Genomic DNA, 14,904 nt, shown 5'->3' with positions numbered 1-14,904 from the left:
CTACGGGGCGGGAGCTTAGTCGCGGGAGACTACCACAGCTCCCCCACACGGTCAATAACACTCGAAATTTCGAGCATATTCACGACGCCCTCCCCGGGACGGCCGCCTGCGTCACGGGTCGCCCGCCGGCCGCGGAGGCGCCCCGATGACGCGCCGCCCGCTGCTCCTGCCGGCCCTCGGGCTGGCGCTGGGCGTCGGCCTGGGGCTGGAGGGCGCCACCGTGCCGCCCGCCGCGCTGGGCGCCCTGCCGCTCGCGCTCCTGCCCCGCCTCGCCCCGCTCGCGTTCGCGGCGGCGGGCTGGCTGGCCGCCGCCTCGGCGCGCGTCCCGCCGGCCGCTCCACCGGACGGCGCCGTGCTCGTGCGCGGCCGCGTGGTCGGCGCCCCCGACCGCCTGGAGGACCGGCTCCGGTTCCCCGTCCGCACCGCGGGCGGCGCGCTCCTGGAGGCGTGGGCGGAGCCCACCCCGTGGCCGCTCGCGCTGGGCGACGAGGTCCTGTTCCGCGCCACGCTGCGGGCGCCGGCCGGGCGGCGCAACCCGGGCGGCCGCGACCCCGGGGACCGCCTGCGGTCCGGGGGCGCTGCGCTCGTGGCGCTCGCGGACGGGCCGGTGGTCCGGACCGCGGCGCCGGCGGCCGCCTCGCGGCTCGAGCGCGCCCGCGACCGGCTCGCCGAGGCGGCCGGGCGGTGGCTCCCGCCGGACCAGGCGGCGCTGGTGCGCGCCATCGGGACCGGCGACCGGGCCGCGCTCGATCCCGAGGCGTCGGCCTCGTTCGCGCGGAGCGGCCTCGCGCACGTGCTGGCGGTGTCCGGCTTCCACCTCGTGGTGGTGGCGTTCGGGCTGGAGCGGCTGCTGCGCGCGCTGCTGCTGCGCGCCGACGCGGTGGCGGCCCGCGCCGATCCGCGGCGCGTCGCGGCCGCCCTCACCCTCCCCTGCGCGCTGCTCTACGCGCTCGCGACCGGCGCCGGGGCGCCGGTGGTCCGGGCCGCGCTCGCCGCCGCGGTGATCCTCGCGGGCGCGCTGCTCGACCGCGCGGCCGACCCGCTCAACTCGCTCGCGCTCGCGGCGCTCGCGATCCTGGCGGCCGAGCCGGCCGCGCTGCTCGACGCCTCCTTCCAGCTCTCCTTCGCGGCGGTGGCCGGCCTCGCCCTCTGGGCGACGCCGCTCCGGGGCGCGCTCCCGGTCGCCCGCCCCGCCCCCGGCAGCTGGCGCGCGCGGCTCCTCGAGCCGTTCCTGTCCGGCGCGGCCGCCACCGTCGCCGCCACCCTCGCCACCGCCCCGGTGCTCGCGTTCCACTTCCGCCAGCTCCCGCTGCTCGGGGTGGCGGCGAACGTGGCCGCCATCCCGCTCGGCGCCGCGCTCACCGCGCTGGCCGCCCTCGCGGCGGTGGCGGCGGCGGCCTCCCCGCTCGCGGCGGCGCCGTTCCTGCTCGCCGCCGGCCCGCTGGCCGCGGCGCTGCGGGCGGTCTCGGACGCCGCCGCGGCGCCGCGCTGGGGCGCGGTCGGGCTCGCCTCGCCGGGCGGGTGGGCGGCCGCGGCGGCCACCGCGCTCGTCCTCGGCGTCCCGGCGCTGCCCCGGCGCCTCCGCCTGGGCGCGGGCGCGCTCGCCGCGGCGCTGCTGCTCCTGCCCGGCCCGCTCCGCGCGGCGGCCGCCCGCGCGCGCGGCGGGCTGGAGGTGATCTTCGTGTCGGTGGGCCAGGGCGACGCGGCGCTGCTCCGGCTGCCGGACGGGAGCGCGGTGCTGGTGGACGGCGGCGGCGCGGCGGGCGGCGGGCCGGATCCGGGCGCGCGCGATCTCGTGCCGCTGCTGCGGGACCTGGGCGTGCGCCGGCTCGAGGCGGTGTTCGTGTCCCACCCGCACCCGGACCACGTGCTCGGGCTGGAGGCGGTGGCGCGCGCCTTCCCGGTCGCCCGCGCGTACTCGAACGGCGACCGCGGCGACGGCCCGGCGCGCGAGGTGCTCGCGGCGCTGGCGCCGGTGACGCTCGCGCCGGGCGAGGCCTGGGAGCGCGCCGGCGTCCGCTTCGAGGCGCTGGGCGGCGACCGGACGCCGTTCGCCGCGAACGACGCCTCGCTCGTGCTGCGCGCCACCTACGGCGCGACCACGTTCCTGTTCCCGGGCGACGTCGAGGCCGCCGGGGAGGCGGCGGCGGTGGCGCGCGGCGGGCTCCGCGCCGACGTGGTGAAGATCCCGCACCACGGCTCGCGCACCTCCTCCACCGAGCCGTTCGTGCGCGCCGTCCGGGCCCGCTGGGCGGTGGCGTGCCTCGGCGCGCACAACCGCTTCGGCTTCCCGCACCCGGAGCCGCTGGCCCGCTGGGCGGCGGCGGGCGCGGAGGTGCTGCGCACGGACGAGGGCGCCGTCCGCTTCCTGTCCGACGGCCGGGCGGTCCGGCGCGTGGAGGCCGGCTCCGTGCTGGACGCCCTGGCCACCTGGCGGGAGCAGCCCTAGCTTCCGCGCATGAGCATCGAGGACATCGACCTGGCCGCGCTCGCCGAGCGCATCCAGCGCCACATCCCGAGCACCGAGCCGCCGGTCGGCTACCTGCGCGGCCGGAGCTACTTCCGCGACGTGGTCGCGAGCGAGCTGGGGTGCTCCGACCTCGAGGCGGAGGAGCTGGTGGACACGCTGGAGATGAACGGGTTCCTCCGGTTCGAAGGCGATCCGTCCGCGCGCTCCCGCGCCGAGAGCCGCTGGACGGTGATCCCCGCCGGCCGCTGAGCGGCGGACCCGGCGTCCGCGCCGCGGACCCCGGGCACGCCGCCGGGGCGCGCGACGCCGCGGCGGCGCGGAGATCTCCGGCCGCGCCCGGCTGGCACGCGGCGTGGAACCCCGCCGCGCATGCGCCACACGGTCCACGCCCGCGCCCCGGGCCTCGACGACGCCCCGGCCATCGCCGTCGCCGCCGCGATCCCCGCGGGCGGCTCGCAGGCGGACGGGATCGTCCTCGCCGGCCTCCCCCCCGCCGCGCTCCGGCTGCTCCCCTGCGACGCGGGCCTGGTGGTGGAGCCGGCGGTGGCGGGCGCGCGCGTGGGCGGGCACGCGGTCGCGCCCGGCGCGCGCAGGCTGCTCCGGCCCGGGGAGCGCGCCACGCTGCAGGGGGCGGAGCTCGCGCTCGGGCCGCCGGAGCCCGGCGCCGGGCCCGCGGACGGCGGGACGCGCACGTGCGCGGCCGGGATCCTGCGCGCCGGGGCGGCGGGCGGGTCCGCGCCGTCGAGGCCGCACCTGCTCGTGCTCGACGGCGCCGCGGCCGGCGCGCGCCTGCCGCTCGGGCCCGACCAGACCCTCGGCCGGAGCCGGCGGGCCGACCTGCGGCTGCCGGACGCGCAGGCGTCGCGCCTCCACGCGCGCGTCCGGGTCCGCGGCGGCGCCGTCACCGTGGAGGACCTCGGGGCGAAGAACGGCCTGCGCGTGAACGGCGTCGCCGTGGACCGCGGCCCGCGTGCGCTCGCCCCGGGCGACGAGCTGGAGGTGGGCGGCTGCGCGCTCGCGCTGGTGGTGCCGCCGGCCGCGCCGGAGGCGCCCGCACGCCCGGCGATCGCCGCCGCGCCGGCGCGCCCGGCGGGACGCCCCCGGCCGCCGCGCGTGCCCCGGCGGCTGGCGGCGCTGCTGCTGGCGCTGTCGGCGCTCGCGCTGGCGGCGGCCGGGTCCTGAGCTCAGCGGCGCTGGAGCTGGGCGCGCTCCAGCAGCAGCTCGAACAGCTCGCGGTGGCGCGCGAACAGGCTGGTGAACTGCACCAGGCCGCGGCGGGTGAACACCGCGTACACCCTCCCCGCCAGGCCGTCCTGCACCACGATCTCGACGATCTCGTCGAAGCGGACCGGCCGGACGCGGAGCGGCGTCGCGGCCACGATGCCGTCCGGCGTCACCGCGATCCAGGTCTTCCGGTAGACGAACGTGAAGCCCAGGAAGAACGCCACGAACGCGCCGGCGGACAGGACCGAGCGCGCCTCCGAGCCCGGGGCCGCCAGGAGCACGACCAGCACGCCGACCCAGAGCGCGGCCGCGGCGGCGACCGCGATCCGGAGCGGCAGGCGGGTCCGGTAGGTCCGCGCCGCCTCCATGCCTCAAGTGTACGGCCGCGCGCGGAGCCCGGCCATCCCACCCGGCGCGCCGCCTTGCCGCCCGGGAGAGGTGCCCCCGGACGCCCCGGCGCGCCGGCGCGGAACCCCGCGGAACGCCGCGTGAACGTCCGTTCGCGAGCGCCGCTCAGGGCCGGGTCGTGGGGGCGCCCGCCGGCGCAGGATCCGCCGCGGGTGGAGCGGACACGGGCACCGCGGCCGGCGGCGCGCCGCCGGCCTCGACCGCGAGCCGGCGCGCCTCGGCGCTCGACGGGTCGAGGGCCAGCGCCTGCTCGGCCTGCGCGAGCGCCTGCTCCGGGTAGCGCAGCGCCAGGTACGCGCGGCCCAGCTTCACCCGCGCCGGCGCGCTGCCCGGGTCGAGGTAGACCGCGTCCTGGTACGCGAACAGCGCGGCGCGGTACTCACCCGCCGTGAACGCGCGATCGCCCTGCGCGAGCTTCGCGACCGCGCCGGCGTTCGGCGGCGGCGGCTCCAGCCCCGCGCCGGCGCCCGGCGCCTCGGCGGCCGCCCGGGCCGCCGCGAGCGCAGCGCGGGCCGCCTCCACGTCGGAAGCCGGCGCGCCGCCGGCCTCCAGCAGCCGCAGCTCGGCCTCGCGCGCGCGGGCCGCGCCGGCGAGGTCGCCGGCGTCGCGCAGCGCCTCGGCGAGCGCGCGCCACGCGCCGGCGTCGTCGGGGCGGAGCGCGGTGCAGCGGCGCCCCGCCTCCGCCGCCCGGCCGGCCTCGCCCGCGCGCCGCGCGGCGGCCGACAGCCCGCACCAGGCCGGCGCCAGCTCCGGTGACAGCCGCGCCGCCACCGCGAACGCCTCGGCGGCCTCGGCGGCGGCGCCGCCCGCCAGGAGGAGCTCGCCCAGGGCCGCGCGCGGCTCGGCCCACTCCGGCGCGGCGCGCACCGCCTGGCGATAGGCCTCGAGCGCGCCGGCGGCGTCGCCCAGCCGGCGGCGGGCCGCGCCCTGCGCGTCGAGCGCGGCCGCGTGCGCCGACGGCTCGGCGGCGCGCGCGGGCGGCCCGCCGAGGAGCACGGCCAGCGGGAGGAGGAGGATGGGACGGCGCATCGGAGCCGGGCGCCCGCGGCCGGAGCCGGGGCGCCCGCCTGCGGCGGCGCTCAGCGCGCCAGGAACGGGTTCTCGACCAGGATCGTCTCGCCGCGGTCGGCGCCGACGGAGCAGCCGACGACCTTCACCCCGGCGAGCTCCTCGACCCGCTTCACGTAGGCCCGGGCGCGCGGCGGCAGGTCGTCCCAGGTGCGCAGGTGCTCGAGCTTCTCGGTCCAGCCGGGCAGCTCCTCGTACACCGGCGTGCAGCGCTCGATGACCTCCGGGTCGCTCGGCATCTCGTCGAGGACCTTGCCGTCGAGCCGGTACCCGACCGCGATCTTCACCGTGTCGAAGCCGGTGAGCACGTCGAGCTTGGTCATGGCGATGCCGGAGAGCCCGTTCACCCGCACCGCGTAGCGGAGCGCGAGCGCGTCCAGCCAGCCGGTGCGGCGCGGGCGGCCGGTGGTGGCGCCGTACTCGCCGCCGATCTTGCGCAGCCGCTCGCCGGTCTCGTCCTTCAGCTCGGTGGGGTACGGGCCGCCGCCCACGCGCGTGGAGTAGGCCTTGGAGATGCCGAGCACGTAGTCCACCGCGGTCGGCCCGAGCCCGCACCCGACCACCGCGTTCCCGGCCACCGTGTTGGAGCTGGTGACGAACGGGTACGTGCCGTGGTCCACGTCGAGCATGGTGCCCTGGGCGCCCTCGAACAGGAGCGACTTGCCCTGCTGCAGCGCGCGGTGCAGCCAGATCGACACGTCGGTGGCGTAGCCGGCGACGCGGCGGCCCAGCTCGGCGTAGCGCTTCACCAGCGCCGGCTCGTCGAGCTCGAGCTTCGCGCCCAGGCGCGCCAGCTCCTCGCGGGCGAGCGCGGCGCGCTCCTTCACCTTGCGGGCGAGGCGCGCCTCGTCGAGCAGGTCGCGGATGCGCAGCCCGCGGCGGGCCACCTTGTCCTCGTAGGTCGGCCCGATGCCGCGGCCGGTGGTGCCGATCTTGCCCTCGCCCATGGCCTGCTCGCGCGCCACGTCGATGGCCTTGTGCCACGGCATGATCACGTGGGCGTCCAGCGAGACGACGAGCTGGCCGTCGTCCTTCAGCGCGCCCTTCGCCTTCAGCCGGTCGATCTCGAGGACCAGCACCTCGGGGTCGATCACCACGCCGTTCCCGATGACGCAGGACTTCCCGGGGTGGAGGATGCCGGAGGGGATGAGGTGGAGGACGGTCTTCTCGCCGCCGACCACCAGCGTGTGGCCGGCGTTGTTCCCGCCCTGGAACCGCACCACCACGTCGGCGTACTGGGTCAGCAGATCGACGATCTTGCCCTTGCCCTCGTCGCCCCACTGGGCTCCGACGACGACCACGTTCGGCATGTTTGGCTCTCCCTGTCGGCGGGCCCACCCGGACGCGGGACGGCTGCCGTCCCGCGCCGCGCACGCGCACCCGTGGACCGGGCGCGGGCGGGACGCGCAGGTGCGACACCTTACCAGCCGCCTCCCGGATCCGCTAGCGCGGACGTGTCCCCGCGCGGCCCCCGCGGGCGGACGCGCGCCGCGGCCGGACGCCGCGGCCCCGGCCGTTCGCGCGCTCCAGCGCCTGGGTGGCGAACTCCAGGTCCACCGCGAAGCCGATGGCCGGCCCCGGCCGCCCGAAGCGGGCGAGCAGCCCGTCGTAGCGGCCGCCCCGCGCCACCGCGGCGCCGGCGCCCGGCGCGTAGCCGGCGAAGGTGATGCCGGTGTAGTAGCCGAGGCCGCGCGCCTCGCCGAGGTCCACCGCCACCTCGCGGACGCCGCGGCGGCGGGCGATGCGCAGCGCCGCCTCGGTCTCGGCGAGCGGCGCCGCCGCCCCGGGCACCGCCCGGGCGATGGCCCGCGCCCGGTCGAGCGCGCCGTCGCCGAACAGGCCGGCGAGCTGCGGCACCGCCTCGCGCGCCTCGCTGCTGCCCCGGCCCTTCGCCGCGGCCGCGCCGAGCGCGGCGCGGTCCTTGCGCGAGAGCGCCTCCCACGCCGCGGACCGGAGGCGCTGCGGCAGCCGGGCCGCCTCCATCACGGCCTCGGCGAAGCGCGCGTGCCCGACCTCGACGCGCGGCGCCTTCAGGCCCACCCGCTCCAGCGACCGCGCCAGCAGCACCAGGGCCTCGGCGTCCGCCGAGGCGCCGCCCGCCCCGAGCAGCTCGACGCCGGCCTGGTAGACCTCGCGCGGCCGGCCCGCCCGCGCCTCGCGCGCCCGGAGCACCGGGCCGTCGTAGCAGAGCCGCGCCGGCGACGGCAGCGCGTCGGGACGCGCCGCGTACAGCCGGGCGATCTGCGGGGTGATGTCCGGGCGGATGGCGACCACCTCGCCGGAGCCCGGCTCCACGAACTTCATCACGTCGGCGAGCGCCGCGGGCGAGAGCCCCCGCTCCACCACGTCGAGCCGCTCCAGCGTGGGCAGGAACACGCGCCGGTAGCCGAAGCGGGAGAAGACGTCGTGGAGCTTGGAGGACAGCTCCGCCAGGTGCGCCGAGTGGTCCGGCAGCAGGTCGCGGAGGCCGGACGGGAGCGAGAGGTCGAGCATCGCGCGCCCGACTCTATTCGCTCCCGCCCGGGTTGCGAAGCGATCAGTGGTGGTACGGATCGGCGGGCGGCGCGCCCGGGATCTCCGTCCGCGGATCGCGGCCGGCGGGCGGGACGCGCGTGCCGTACGCGCTGCCCACGCCCAGGCCGGCGGGGTGCTCGGCGCCGGCGCCCACGTCGTGGGTGCGGTGCACCGCGATGCGCCACCCCAGCCCGCGCCGCTCTCCCCGCCGCCGCGCGATGGCCGAGCCCGCGAACGCGCCGAGCAGCCCGCACAGCGCCGCCATCGCGCCTCCGCCCGCCGCCGCGGCGGCCGCCTTGCTCGCCTGATCCGCCGCCAGCTCGGTCCGCGGCGCGACCTGCGTCCGGTCGATCCCCATCTGCCGCAGCACGCCCGCGTTCCCGCTCGCCGACGCCCCGGCCGCCATCGCGCCGGTGGCGAGCGTGCCCGCCAGGAACACCGCGCCCGCCAGCAGGCCGATGCACCACACGATCACGCCGTGCAGGTTCGCGCCCGCCGCGTCCTCGCGGCCGGCCATGCGGACCGCCAGCCAGGCGCCCAGCAGCGTCGCGACGAACGGGGTGAGGAGCGCCCAGATGGCCGCCCCCGCCCCCAGCGCGCCGGAGTCCGCCGGCTGCGCGGCGAAGCCGATCGCGCCGCCCAGGAGCCCCATCACCACGTGGACCGCGAGCGCCAGCAGCACGCCCGAGATCACCGCTCCCCAGGACAGGCGCGGAAGGCTCCCCTCGCGTCGGTCCTGGATCTCCGTCGAAGCCATGTCACCCCTCCCGGCGGGGAAGAACCCGCCCCGGTCGGAACATGGGGACCGGGACGGGCGGGCGGAAGCCGGGAAGGCGCGCGCGGCTACAGATGGATCGACCGGACCGCCCGGACGTGCGGCAGCCTGCGCACCTGCTCCAGCACCCCGGGGGCGGGCGCCGAGTCCACGTTCAGGAAGGCGAACGCGCGCGAGTGGTCGTCGAGCCGCGACAGCGAGATGCGCGCGATGTTCACGCCGGCCGCGCCGAGCGCGGTGCCGAGGTTGCCGACCACGCCGGGCGCGTCGTCGTTCTCGCACAGGATGACGTGGCCCTCCGGCACCGCCTCCAGGCGGAAGCCGTCCACGCGCACGAGGCGGGCCTCGCGCTTGCCGTACACCGTGCCCGCGACCTGCGCCTCCGCGCCCTGCCCGCGCACGGTCACGGTGACCAGGCTGGCGTAGTCGTGCGGCTCGGCGGAGCGGACCTCGCGCACCGCGATCCCGCGCTCCTTCGCGACGGCCGGGGCGCTCACGTCGTTCACCGGCGTCTCGAGGTGGTGGCGCAGGAAGCCCGCCAGCGTGCGCGCGGCGAGCGGACGGATGGGCACGGCGGCCAGCTCGCCGGCGACCTCCACCGTGACCTCGCTCGGCCCCTGCGGCGCGAGCTGCGCCGCGAGCGAGCCGAGCTTCTCGCAGAGCGGGAGGAACGGCGCGAGCTGGTCCAGGATCTCCCGCGGCAGGCCCGGCACGTTCACCGCGTTCTTCACCACGCCGTGGTTCAGGTACGCGGCGAGCTGCTCGGCCACCGCGACCGCGACCGCCGACTGCGCCTCCTCGGTGGAGGCGCCGATGTGCGGCGTGGCCACGAACCCGTCCAGCCCGAACAGCGGGTGATCGGCCGGGGGCGGCTCCTGCTCGAACACGTCCAGCGCCGCGCCGCCCAGGTGCCCGGACGCGAGCGCGTCCGCGAGCGCCCGCTCGTCCACGATGCCGCCGCGGGCGCAGTTCACCAGCAGCGCGCCCTTCTTCATGCGGGCGAGCACCTTCGCGTCCACCAGGTTGCGGGTCTGCTCGGTGAGCGGGACGTGCAGCGACACGACGTCGGCCTGGGCCCAGAGCCCGTCCAGCTCGACGCGCTCGACGCCCAGCTTGGCGGCGGCCTCGGCGGAGATGAACGGGTCGTAGGCGACGACGCGCATCTTCATGGCGAGCGCGCGGTCCACCAGCACCGAGCCGATGTTGCCGATGCCGACCACGCCCAGCGTCTTGCCGGCGAGCTCGTGCCCCTGGAACCGCTTCTTCTCCCACTTGCCCGCCTTCACGCTGGCGGTGGCGGCCGGCACGTGGCGGGAGAGCGCCAGGATCATCGACAGCGCCAGCTCGGCGACCGTGATCGACGAGCCGCCCGGCGTGTTCATCACCACCACGCCGCGGCGGGTGGCGGCGTCGAGGTCCACGTTGTCCACGCCCACGCCGGCGCGCCCGATCACGCGGAGCCGCGAGGCCTTCTCCAGCAGCTTCGCGGTCACCTTGGTCGCGCTGCGGACCGCCAGCGCGTCGTAGTCGCCGATGATGGCCTCGAGCGCGTCGGGCTTGAGGCCGACCTTCACGTCCACCTCGAGGCCGGCCTGCTTCAGGACGGCCACGGCCTCCGGGGAAAGGTCGTCGGACACGAGGACACGGGCTGCCATCTATCTCCTCCCGCCCGGGCTGGGGGTGCACGCGGGCGTTCACGTTGTCGGTCGAGCTGCGGGGGAGGAGGGACCTAGTGGCCGCCGGCGGGCGCGTCAACGCGTCTTGACCCCCATCAAGAGAGAGACCCCGGCGGGAAACACGACCGGAGCGAGGCCCTCGAGGGCTATCGGCGCCGCAGCCCGGAGAGCACGTTGTCCACGGCCTGCTGCTTCACGCGGTCGATCTCGACCTCGCTGCCGGCGGGCACGATCCCGACCACCATGGCCGAGACCGCCAGCTCGAGCGCGCCGAGCAGCCCGGCCGCGGCGATGAGCGGGTCCGCGCCGGCGCGCAGCTCGCCGCGCGCCTGCCCCTGGCGCACCACCCCGGCGACCAGCTCCACCGCCTTCTCGAACGTCTCGCGGGTCGAGCCGGCGCGGAGGCCCTGGGGCGTGCGCGTGACCTCCAGGATCAGCACCCGCACCGCGGCGGGCGCGGTCTTGTACACGTCGAACACGAACGAGAAGATCCCGGCGAGCTTCTCCTCCGCGCTCCCGGGGCCGGCGTCGATGGCCGCGAGCGCGTTCATGAAGATGGTCCACTGCTCGGCGAACACGCTCTCCAGCAGCTCGTCCTTGTTCCGGAAGTAGTGGTAGACGAGGCCGTAGGCGACCTCGGCCGCGCGGGCCACGTCGGCGATGCGGCAGCCGTGGTAGCCGCGCTCCGCGAACACGCGGACGGCGGCGTGCAGGATGGCGCGGCGCTTCTCGGGCTCGGCTCGGCCGGCCGCGCCCGCGGAGGGCGCCGGACGCGTTCTCGCTCGGCTCACCCGCTGATTCTTCGGTCGATCGCGGCCGTCCGGCAACCGCCGAATCCGCGCCGGGGACGACTGACCCTCCCGGGATCGCCCGGGCGCGCACGCAGGGTGAAGCCGGGCCGGCCCTCGGGTCCGGGGACCTCAACGCACCGCGGCGCGCTCGCCCGCCCGGGAGAGATCGACGGCGGCCGAGTACGACGTCTCGCCGCAGTCGTTCACCCGCACCACGAGGCGCGCGAGGAAGCAGCGGCACGGCGAGTTCCAGGTGATGCTCCCGGCGTGCTGCTGCACCTGGCCGGCGTCCACGCGGCGGGTCCCGGCGCCGCTGCAGCGCGCGACCTCGATCGGACGCACCGTGAACAGGGCGTCGTAGCCGAGCGTGGCGCCGCCGAGCACGCCCCGGAAGCCGGCAGAGCCCTGCGCCGAGGCGTCGATCGCCGCGGGGCGGAGGTCGAACAGCGCGTCCACGCCGGCCATGAGCTGGCCGGAGGCGCCCGGCCCCACCGCGACCAGCCCGGCGCGCACCAGGTCGCCGCGCCGGTCGGCGGCGGTGATCGACCCGTGCAGCTCGGTGAAGTGGTCGAGCCAGGACGGGAACCTCGGCTCGGGCGCGGGCACCGCCCGCCCCTGGAACGCGAGGACGCGCCCGGACACGTCGGCGGTGATGGGCCCGCGGTGCGCCGCGGCCGAGAAGAACGTCTCCCCGGGGGCGCCGCGGACCAGGTCGAGGTCCTGGCCGAGCTGGAGGCGCAGGCTGCCGCCGGGGCCGTCGAGCCGGCTCTCCACCGAGGCCCGGAGCTGGCGGAAGGCGCCGTCGGACGCCGCGGTCAGCGAGCCGGCCGGCTGGCCCGCGGGCTGCGCGGCCGACGCGGGCCCGCGCTGCACGCCGTCGCCGACGCGGTCCCAGGCGTCGTACGCCCGCAGCGGCAGCGACCCGTCCTCCGACCCGAACGCCCGCGTGCCCGCGCGCAGCTCGAGGCGCGGCACGATCCGGTGGAGCACCGCGCCGTAGCGGCGCGAGACCTCCGAGGACAGCGCCGCGCCGCCGAGGCCCCAGGCCACCACCGCCGGCGAGCGCCCGGTGTCGAAGCGGTAGCCGAGCGCGGCGCCGCGGGCGTACGGCGTCACCGTCAGCGCGGACCCGAGCCGGAGCGGGGCCGAGAGCTCGGCGCGCGCGTCGAGCCGGCTCACGCCCTCGCGCGAGGTGGTGACGAACCCGCGGGCGGCGCCCGGGTCGCCGGCCGTGAAGGTGGCGCCGGAGTCGCCGTTCACGGTCGCGTAGCGCGACAGCCCGAGCCGGCCGGACACCTGGAACGGCCCGAGCGCCTCCGGGAGCAGGGTCGCCGCCAGGCCGGGCCAGCGGTGGAACGCGGGGAGGTCGGCGCCGAACGTGCCGTACGCGGGGCGCGCGCCGGTGGCGTCCGGGTACCAGCCCGACGGCGTGAGCGGCTGGTGGTACGCGGCGCCGCCCTCCACCACCAGCGCGTCGCCGGCGAAGGACGCGAGCAGCGCGGAGCGCCGGTAGTAGGCGCTGCGCAGCAGCACGTCGCCGGTGGCGTCGCGGAACCAGACCGGATCGCTCGCGAGCGCCACGTCGGCGCGCAGCCGGCCGGACGCGCCCAGCCGCTGGCCGTGCGTGCCGAGGATCCCGAGCCGGCCGCCCCCCGCGCCGCCCGGCTCGCGGTCCTGGTCGTCGATCCCGTGCAGCTCGAGCTCCCCGGCGGCGTCCTCGGCGGGCGCCCAGCGCAGCTCCAGCCGCAGCCCGGCGCCGCGCACCGCCGGCTGCCCGGCGGCCACGTCGGCGCGCGCCCGGCCGAACAGGTACTCGGGCGTCACCGTCGCGTCCGCGCTGCGGCCCAGCGTCACGAAGACCGGCAGCGCGACCCCGAACCCGGTCGCGCCGGTGGAGGCCACGGTGGGGAAGAGGAGGCCGGTCTGCCGCTCGCCGAGCGGGAGGAACAGCCACGGCAGGATCATCACCGGCACCGGGCGGTTCACGAACAGGAAGCGCGGGGTGACGTACAGGACCGGCCAGGACAGCGTGGCGTGGTGCCCCGGCTCGACCTCGGCGCGCCGGGCGCGCAGCTCCCACGACGGCGCGCCGCCGCCGCAGTCGCACAGCGTCAGGCGCGCGTCGCCCAGGCGCAGGTGGCCGGAGCGCTCGCCCTCCAGCGTCGCGCCGGTGAACGTGGCCCGGTTGCGGCCCCGCCGGCGCGCGTCCTCGACGGCGGTGGCGTCGCCCATCGCCACCGGCCCGTCCTTGAGGAAGGCCACCACGTGCTCGGCCTTGAAGCCGCCGTCCATCACCGCGCGCAGGCCGTCGGCCGCCACGGCCCGGGTCGCGTCGGTGAGCAGGACCTCGCCGATCGCGTCCACCTCGCCGGTGGACGGATCGTACGAGGCGCTGCGGGCGCGCAGCGTCACCAGCCCGCGCCGCAGCACCACCCCGCCCTCGAGCTGGTACCGGCCGGTGTCGGCCCGGTACGTGACCGAGCCGGCCTCGACGGTCAGGTCCTCGGGGGTGGCAGGGGTGGACGGCGGGGCGGACAGGGCGAGCAGCCCTGCCGCGGCGACTGCAGCGAGCGCGATCACGGGCGCGAGGCCTGGCGCCTACTGCGCCGGCGCCGCGGCCGTCTCGGCCGTGGCGGCGTCCGCCCCCGGCACGGGCTCGCCCGGCGCGTCCGCCCCGGCGGCCTGCGCCGACGGGGACGCGGCGGCGCCAGGGCGCTCGAAGTCGATGGCCAGCGCGTCGCCCTCGATGCGCTGCTGGTACGGGACCCGCTCGCGCAGCTTGATCTCGAGGACGTAGCTCGTGCCGTGCCGCGACGGGGTGACCAGGGCGACGGCCGACTTGAAGAAGGACGTGTCGAGGAAGCGCAGGTCGTTGCGCCGGTCCGCGCGCGTGTTCTCCAGCTCGACCCGGATGACGTCCGGGCCCACGTCCTGGATGGTGAAGCGCGGCGGCACCGTCGTGCGGACGTACACGCGCGACGCGCCGGGGAGCTGCCTGAAGCCGAGCTCACGGACGTGCGCCGCGGGCGCGAGGCCGTCCGGGCGCGCGGCCTCGGGCCGCGGCACCGGCGCCTCGGCCGCCGGCACGTCGGCCACGGGGGCCTCCGGTGCCAGGGCGGCTGCGACCGGCTCCGGCTCGGGCGCCGGTGCGACCGGCGCGATCGCGGTGACGGCCGGCTCGACCGCGGGGGCCGCGGGCTCCGCCGGGGCCGGCGCCGCCGCGACGGCGGCCTGCGCCTTCGCCGCCTCGGCCTGCGCGGCCGCGCGGGCCTCCGCCTCGGCGCGCGCGCTCGCGTCCGCCTCCGCCTGGGCCTTCGCGGCCGCCTCGGCGCGTGCGCTCGCCTCCTGCGCGGCGCGCGCGTCCGCGGCGGCCTGCTCCGCGGCCCGGGCCTCGGCCTCGGCGCGCGCCTTCGCGTCCGCCTCGGCCTGCGCCTTCGCGCCGGCGTCCGGGGCGCCCCCCACCGCCGCGGCCACGGCCTCCGCCACGCTCGGCGCCGCGGCCGGCGCGGCCGCGGGGGCCGGCGCCGGGGCCTTCGCCACCGCCGCGCCCGGCACCGACGGCTTCTCCACCTTCACCAGCAGCGTGCCGCCCGACTCCTCCAGCACCGGCGGCGCCACCTCCACCTCGAACGCCACCATCACGCGCGCGATCGAGCTCGCGTCGGAGCCGTAGGAGAGGTTCTTCACCAGCTTGACGGTGCCGTCGCCGACGCGGAGGTCCTCCGGCACGCCCTCGAAGCGCGACTCGGAGAAGTCGATCACGAAGCGCGGCGGGTCGGCCATGGAGAAGGTGGTGAAGCTCGGCTTGCGCGAGCCCTTCACCGCCACCACGACCGAGGATCCCGCGTCGCGCACCTCCACCCCGGTGATGACGTTCAGGTCCACCGCCCGCGCTCGGGGGGCGGACGCGGCGGCGAGGGCGATCGCGAGGAGGAGGCGAAGACGCATGAGGGGGCTCCGCGGAAAGGTCGGCGGGAG

At 78.4% G+C, this 14,904-nt stretch carries 12 protein-coding genes; 3 read left to right on the top strand and 9 right to left on the bottom strand.

The genetic code is table 11. The annotated features are described in order from the left end of the window. Positions 1-145 precede the first annotated feature (145 nt). From ADEH_RS06560 to ADEH_RS06550, 3 genes are all read left to right on the top strand, one after another. Positions 146-2,449 carry a DNA internalization-related competence protein ComEC/Rec2 gene (locus tag ADEH_RS06560; protein WP_011420327.1) on the top strand — a complete coding sequence of 768 codons (2,304 nt, stop codon included), beginning with the start codon at positions 146-148 and terminating at the stop codon, positions 2,447-2,449. A gap of 9 nt (positions 2,450-2,458) precedes the next feature. Next, positions 2,459-2,719 carry a hypothetical protein gene (locus ADEH_RS06555; protein WP_011420326.1) on the top strand — a complete coding sequence of 87 codons (261 nt, stop codon included), beginning with the start codon at positions 2,459-2,461 and terminating at the stop codon, positions 2,717-2,719. Between the two features lie 120 nt (positions 2,720-2,839). Beyond that, positions 2,840-3,652: an FHA domain-containing protein gene (locus ADEH_RS06550; protein ID WP_011420325.1), complete on the top strand. Its 813-nt coding sequence runs from the start codon at positions 2,840-2,842 to the stop codon at positions 3,650-3,652. Positions 3,653-3,654: 2 nt separating this feature from the next. Here the strand turns inward: ADEH_RS06550 and ADEH_RS06545 are convergent, their stop codons facing one another. The 9 genes from ADEH_RS06545 to ADEH_RS06505 form a co-directional block, all read right to left on the bottom strand. Further along, positions 3,655-4,062: a hypothetical protein gene (locus ADEH_RS06545; protein ID WP_011420324.1), complete on the bottom strand. Its 408-nt coding sequence runs from the start codon at positions 4,060-4,062 to the stop codon at positions 3,655-3,657. Between the two features lie 145 nt (positions 4,063-4,207). After that, positions 4,208-5,131 carry a tetratricopeptide repeat protein gene (locus tag ADEH_RS06540; RefSeq protein WP_011420323.1) on the bottom strand — a complete coding sequence of 308 codons (924 nt, stop codon included), beginning with the start codon at positions 5,129-5,131 and terminating at the stop codon, positions 4,208-4,210. 50 nt (positions 5,132-5,181) lie between these two features. Then, complete coding sequence (locus tag ADEH_RS06535) at positions 5,182-6,480, bottom strand: adenylosuccinate synthase (RefSeq protein WP_011420322.1); 1,299 nt, start codon at positions 6,478-6,480, stop codon at positions 5,182-5,184. A gap of 133 nt (positions 6,481-6,613) precedes the next feature. Then, positions 6,614-7,663 (bottom strand): ATP phosphoribosyltransferase regulatory subunit, encoded by a 1,050-nt coding sequence (hisZ, locus tag ADEH_RS06530; RefSeq protein ID WP_011420321.1) that lies wholly within the window; start codon positions 7,661-7,663, stop codon positions 6,614-6,616. 43 nt (positions 7,664-7,706) lie between these two features. Continuing rightward, positions 7,707-8,441, bottom strand: a complete 735-nt coding sequence (locus ADEH_RS06525) for a hypothetical protein (RefSeq protein ID WP_011420320.1) — start codon at positions 8,439-8,441, stop codon at positions 7,707-7,709. Between the two features lie 86 nt (positions 8,442-8,527). Then, positions 8,528-10,114 carry a phosphoglycerate dehydrogenase gene (gene serA / locus ADEH_RS06520; protein ID WP_011420319.1) on the bottom strand — a complete coding sequence of 529 codons (1,587 nt, stop codon included), beginning with the start codon at positions 10,112-10,114 and terminating at the stop codon, positions 8,528-8,530. A 167-nt stretch (positions 10,115-10,281) separates the two neighbouring features. Then, positions 10,282-10,926, bottom strand: a complete 645-nt coding sequence (locus tag ADEH_RS06515; RefSeq protein WP_011420318.1) for a TetR/AcrR family transcriptional regulator — start codon at positions 10,924-10,926, stop codon at positions 10,282-10,284. A 129-nt stretch (positions 10,927-11,055) separates the two neighbouring features. Beyond that, positions 11,056-13,506, bottom strand: coding sequence for an LPS-assembly protein LptD (locus ADEH_RS06510; RefSeq protein WP_011420317.1), 2,451 nt, complete (start codon positions 13,504-13,506; stop codon positions 11,056-11,058). Positions 13,507-13,524: 18 nt separating this feature from the next. Then, positions 13,525-14,874 (bottom strand): AMIN domain-containing protein, encoded by a 1,350-nt coding sequence (locus ADEH_RS06505; RefSeq protein ID WP_011420316.1) that lies wholly within the window; start codon positions 14,872-14,874, stop codon positions 13,525-13,527. Positions 14,875-14,904: the final 30 nt, after the last annotated feature.

Source organism: Anaeromyxobacter dehalogenans 2CP-C (genome assembly GCF_000013385.1).
Classification (GTDB): domain Bacteria; phylum Myxococcota; class Myxococcia; order Myxococcales; family Anaeromyxobacteraceae; genus Anaeromyxobacter; species Anaeromyxobacter dehalogenans_B.
Note: the sequence above shows the minus strand (reverse complement) of the source record. Positions and strands in the feature narration are given on the sequence as shown.

Excerpts from the sequence above, each read along its gene's own strand:
- ADEH_RS06560 (WP_011420327.1), top strand. The coding sequence starts at position 146 with ATGACGCGCCGCCCGCTGCTCCTGCCGGCCCTCGGGCTGGCGCTGGGC.
- ADEH_RS06555 (WP_011420326.1), top strand. The coding sequence starts at position 2,459 with ATGAGCATCGAGGACATCGACCTGGCCGCGCTCGCCGAGCGCATCCAG.
- ADEH_RS06550 (WP_011420325.1), top strand. The coding sequence starts at position 2,840 with ATGCGCCACACGGTCCACGCCCGCGCCCCGGGCCTCGACGACGCCCCG.
- ADEH_RS06545 (WP_011420324.1), bottom strand. The coding sequence starts at position 4,062 with ATGGAGGCGGCGCGGACCTACCGGACCCGCCTGCCGCTCCGGATCGCG.
- ADEH_RS06540 (WP_011420323.1), bottom strand. The coding sequence starts at position 5,131 with ATGCGCCGTCCCATCCTCCTCCTCCCGCTGGCCGTGCTCCTCGGCGGG.
- ADEH_RS06535 (WP_011420322.1), bottom strand. The coding sequence starts at position 6,480 with ATGCCGAACGTGGTCGTCGTCGGAGCCCAGTGGGGCGACGAGGGCAAG.
- hisZ (WP_011420321.1), bottom strand. The coding sequence starts at position 7,663 with ATGCTCGACCTCTCGCTCCCGTCCGGCCTCCGCGACCTGCTGCCGGAC.
- ADEH_RS06525 (WP_011420320.1), bottom strand. The coding sequence starts at position 8,441 with ATGGCTTCGACGGAGATCCAGGACCGACGCGAGGGGAGCCTTCCGCGC.
- serA (WP_011420319.1), bottom strand. The coding sequence starts at position 10,114 with ATGGCAGCCCGTGTCCTCGTGTCCGACGACCTTTCCCCGGAGGCCGTG.
- ADEH_RS06505 (WP_011420316.1), bottom strand. The coding sequence starts at position 14,874 with ATGCGTCTTCGCCTCCTCCTCGCGATCGCCCTCGCCGCCGCGTCCGCC.